This is a genomic window from Nocardiopsis rhodophaea, assembly GCF_039530945.1.
Lineage (GTDB): Bacteria > Actinomycetota > Actinomycetes > Streptosporangiales > Streptosporangiaceae > Nocardiopsis_C > Nocardiopsis_C rhodophaea.
The window spans coordinates 1-4,000 of sequence record NZ_BAAAPC010000042.1; the positions used below are offsets into that span (position 1 = coordinate 1).

Below are 4,000 nucleotides of genomic sequence, written 5' to 3' on the forward strand. Positions count from 1 at the left end.
ACCACGATCTTGGACGCCCTTCGCCCACGTCCGGGTCTCCTTGCCCGATCACGAGGCCGCCGCCCTGCCCTCGGCTACTCAGGGCTTGCGGACGACTACGACGTTTCAAGGAATCACTCGTCTAGGCTGCCGAGTATGACCGAGCACGTCGTGATCGGAGTCGACGCGGGCGGGACATCCACGCGCTGCGCCGTGGTGACCCGCGGCGGGCGGCTGCTCGCCCATGGCCGCGCCGGGGGAGGAAACCAGTACTCCAGCGCCGACCCGGCGGGGGCGTTCGAGTCCGCGCTGCGTGCGGCGCTCGCCGACGCGGGGGATATCACGGTCGACGCCGCCGTGTTCGGCGTGTCGGGGGCATCGGTGGGGGACGCTAACGCTGTCCGGACGGTCACCGGCGTGTGGAAGGCGCTGGGGCTGCCGGGGACCCCCTACGTCAGCGACGACATCGTCATCGCCTTCGCGGCGGGGAGCGCGGCCGATGCGGGCACGGTGCTCATCGCGGGAACGGGCGCGGTCGCCGCCTACGTGCGCGACGGCGCCGTCGCGCGACGGTGCGACGGGTACGGCTGGCTGCTCGGCGACGAGGGCTCGGCGGTGTGGATCGCGCTGGCGGGGCTGCGCGCGGCGCTCGCGTCCCTCGACGGCAGGGGGCGGCCGACCGTGCTGGCGCAGCACTTGGCGGGGGCCCTGAAGACCACGCCGGGCGACACCCAGGCGATCGTCCGCGCCGCCTACGCGCGCCCACCCGCCGGCCTGGGCGAGTTGGCGCCGGTCGTGGCCGCGGCGGCGGCAGACGGCGACACGGTCGCGCGGGAGATCGTGGCGGAGGCGTCCGAACGGCTCCTCACCAACCTCGCGACGGTCGCCCCCGATCCCCTGGACGCCGCCCCGGTGGTGTTCGCGGGGGCGCTGCTGTCCACCGGCCCGGTCGCCGACACCGTACGCGAGGGGCTGCGAACCCGCTACGGCACGACCCCCCGCATTGCCGCCGACGGCGCACTGGGCGCGGCCGGACTCGCGCTGCGCAGGTCGGGCGCACCGGAATCGGCCCACGCACAGCTCCTCAAACCGCCGGCGGCAGGAGAGCGGCCCCGGGGGCGGACGGCGAATTGAGCTAATTCATCCCTGGGAAGGACACACATGGTGCGCTGGAGTCGCTAGTGTCAGGCCCATGTCTGAGAACAACAACACCGAGCAAGAGCAACAGGTGGACCCTGCGGGGTCGACCATGATGTTCCAGCGGTTCGTCAAGGAGAACAACGAGCCGGAACCGGCTCCCAAGCGGCCGGTCACCCCCTACGTCCTCGCGGGGGTCGGGGCGATCGTGGCAATCGGCATCATCGTGGCCGTCGTCATGATGTGGTCCTGATGCGCACCGGCACCGACGCGCAGCACTGAGCCCCCACCTCCGCAAGGCTGGTGGGGGCGCCACTCAACCGGTTCGCAAGCCCTCCCAGAGCCTGCTAAAGTTATCGACGTCGGAAGGCGCGAGAGCCCAGCTCACCGCCGCTGACACAGCCGCAAGGCGGGCGCCATTAGCTCAATTGGCAGAGCAGCTGACTCTTAATCAGCGGGTTTGGGGTTCGAGTCCCTGATGGCGCACAGAAGAAACCCCAGGTTAGACCGGTTTTCACGCCGGTCCGGGCCTGGGGTTTCGTCGTGTGTGGGCTCCTGGTGTGCTCCGATGTCGACGGCGTGCTCATTGCCTGGGCCACGGCCCTGGTCCGCCGCCGGGTGGTGCCCGTGTCCGCCGGGCCTGTAGGCCCGTGGACGCCCCCGCCGGGCCATGCCGGCCTTTGCCCGGGCCGGGAGCCCCGCAGGGGCCCGTCAGGGCGGTCCTGCGCGTCCTGACGGGCCCCGGGTACCCCGGATTACCGGTCGTTCATGGTGTCCGTCTTGCGGTTTTTGAGCGGGATCATGGCGGCGGTGGCCTCGGCGGCGTTCTATTCCAGCCCGACGGCCTCGCCGCGGCGCAGGCCCTTCATCGCGATCAGGTGGAACAGCGCATAGAGGCGGTCCCAGCCCGCGCGGTCGAGGAAGTGGGCGGTCTGCTCGGGCGTCCAGACCATCACGGATGAGGGCACCTGGCCGGTCGCCTTGTAGTGGGCGACGCGGTCGGGCGTCCACACGGCGGGCTTGGCGCGCGGGGCCGAGGGTAGGTGCAGGTGCGAGGCGGCGTTGACCTGGACGGGAAGGTCGGGGCGGGCGATCGCGGCGGTCAGGGCCGAGCGGAGGGTGGCGCGAATGTGGTGCTTGGTGGTCAGCGAGACGATGCGCTGTCCGCGCACCGAGGCCCGCACCTTTAGGTCGTCGGAGTCGCGGCAGGTGCGGATGTGGGTGGTGTGCTCCTCGATCGCTTCGAACATGGCCTGCAGGTGGCCGACCTGGAGCCTGTCGAGGACCCACCTGTCCCAGGTGCGGGGTGAGGTAGTTGGTGATGTGGCCGGTGTAGGAGCGCCGGGTGGCCGGGGCCAGGCCGGTCTTGGACTCGAGCCACTCTGCGAGCCATTCGGCGACGGTGGGCACCTCGCCCCGCAGCTGGGCCCCTGCGGTGATGCGCCGCTTGACCTCCTCGGTGGCGGGCAGGTGCTGTCCGGTCCACTGGCCCAGCCCACCAGTCAGGGCGTGCGGTTCGAGCCCTACCGGACCGTGTCCTTCGACGGATGCGCCTCGCAGGAGGTCCCCGACACCGAGCGCAACCGGGCATGGCTCAGCAGGTCCGCCCACAACGGCTATCCCATGCTCGAGCTGACGACACTCGTGGAGACCGGAACCCGGGCCCTGATCGGCTCGGTCTTCGGCCCCACCGCCCAAGGCGAGACGAGCTACGCCGGGCGGCTGCTGCACCTGCTGGATGCGGGCATGCTCGTGCTCTGGGACAAGGGGTTCGACGGCAGCGATTTCCTTGCCGCGGTTACCAGCGCCGGGGCCCAGGTTCTGGAAAGGGCTGCGCGCCAACCGGCGTACCCCGGTCCTGTCTCGTCTGGCTGACGGCTCCTACCTGTCGGCCATCGGGCAGGTCCGGGTCCGGATCATCGACGCGCACGTGACAATGATCTGCGCCGGCGGCACGGTCTTCACCGGCCCCTACCGGCTGGTCACGACCTTGACCGACGCTCGCAGGCATCCGGCCACCGCCCTGGTCAGCCTGTATCACCAGCGGTGGGAGCACGAGTCGGCGTACTCCGCGCTGCGGCACACGCTCATGGGCGGCCGCCTGCTGCGCTCAGGCGACCCCGTGGGTGTGGAGCAGGAGATGTGGGCCCTGCTGACCCTCTACCAGGCGTTGCGGATGGTGATGGTCGATGCCGCGGAGTCCCGTTCGGGTACCGATCCCGACCGTTGCTCCTTCACCGTGGCCCTTCAGGCTGCACGCGAGCACGTGGTCCAGGCCTCCGACGTCGTCACCACGGCTGTCGACTGGGTCGGTCCCATCGGGCAGCGGGTCCTGGCCGCCCTGCTTCCCGCTCGACGGCGGCGGGTCAGCACCCGGAAGGTCAAGTCGCCGATCTCCCGGTACGGCGAGCGCCAAGACGACGGAAGGCCTGATACGAGCTGTGCCGTCACCGGCCTGGCCATCACGGTCCTCCAACCCGCCCTCCAGGAGCGTGCGCTGCCTGACGTGTCCCGGGACGATCGGCACTCCGCCCGAGTGGAGCGACGCCGCGAACACGTGCTTGCCCTGCTCAAAGCGGACCCCGGCCGCCATTGGAAAGCTCGGGAGATCGCTCACCATCTGGGCGATATCACCCTGGGCAGTATGTACCGGCAGCTCTCTCGATGGGCGAAGGCCGGGCTACTTCTTAAGTGCGGCCCAGGCGTCTACACATCCATTGAGGATCTGGCAACCCTTCTCTTGCCATGAGCGCGAGAACCCTATCTGTCAGGCTCGTTTGAGACATACAGGACGAATCAGTCTTAACTAGAACATCAAGGGCGAGACAAGGACCTGCACCGCAGTGACGATGAGCCTGACCGACATGGACCCCACCAGCGGGAA

Annotated in this window: 4 protein-coding genes, 1 tRNA gene and 1 pseudogene; 5 read left to right on the top strand and 1 reads right to left on the bottom strand. The window is 69.9% G+C overall.

Features of this window, described 5'->3' with window-relative positions; translation table 11 throughout:
* The first annotated feature begins 135 nt into the window (after positions 1–135).
* The 3 genes from ABD259_RS25505 to ABD259_RS25515 all read left to right on the top strand — a co-directional run bounded on the left by ABD259_RS25505 (position 136) and on the right by ABD259_RS25515 (position 1,602).
* Entirely contained in the window at positions 136–1,113 is a 978-nt protein-coding gene (locus ABD259_RS25505) for an N-acetylglucosamine kinase (RefSeq protein WP_344102783.1), read from the top strand.
* Positions 1,114–1,171: 58 nt separating this feature from the next.
* Positions 1,172–1,369, top strand: coding sequence for a hypothetical protein (locus ABD259_RS25510; RefSeq protein WP_344102785.1), 198 nt, complete (start codon positions 1,172–1,174; stop codon positions 1,367–1,369).
* 160 nt (positions 1,370–1,529) lie between these two features.
* Positions 1,530–1,602: transfer RNA gene (locus ABD259_RS25515), tRNA-Lys, on the top strand.
* Between the two features lie 344 nt (positions 1,603–1,946).
* Here ABD259_RS25515 and ABD259_RS25520 read toward each other — a convergent pair.
* Positions 1,947–2,592, bottom strand: a pseudogene (locus ABD259_RS25520) (tyrosine-type recombinase/integrase); the annotation flags it as partial.
* Between ABD259_RS25520 and ABD259_RS25525 the strand changes: the two are divergent.
* Both ABD259_RS25525 and ABD259_RS25530 read left to right on the top strand, forming a co-directional pair.
* The gene (locus ABD259_RS25525) at positions 2,587–2,991 is read left to right on the top strand and encodes a hypothetical protein (protein ID WP_344165814.1); all 405 of its coding nucleotides are present in this window, start codon (positions 2,587–2,589) and stop codon (positions 2,989–2,991) included. The pseudogene ABD259_RS25520 and the gene ABD259_RS25525 sit on opposite strands and share 6 nt — an antisense overlap.
* Positions 2,992–3,046: 55 nt before the next feature.
* Entirely contained in the window at positions 3,047–3,865 is an 819-nt protein-coding gene (locus ABD259_RS25530; protein WP_344165817.1) for a hypothetical protein, read from the top strand.
* Positions 3,866–4,000 lie beyond the last annotated feature (135 nt).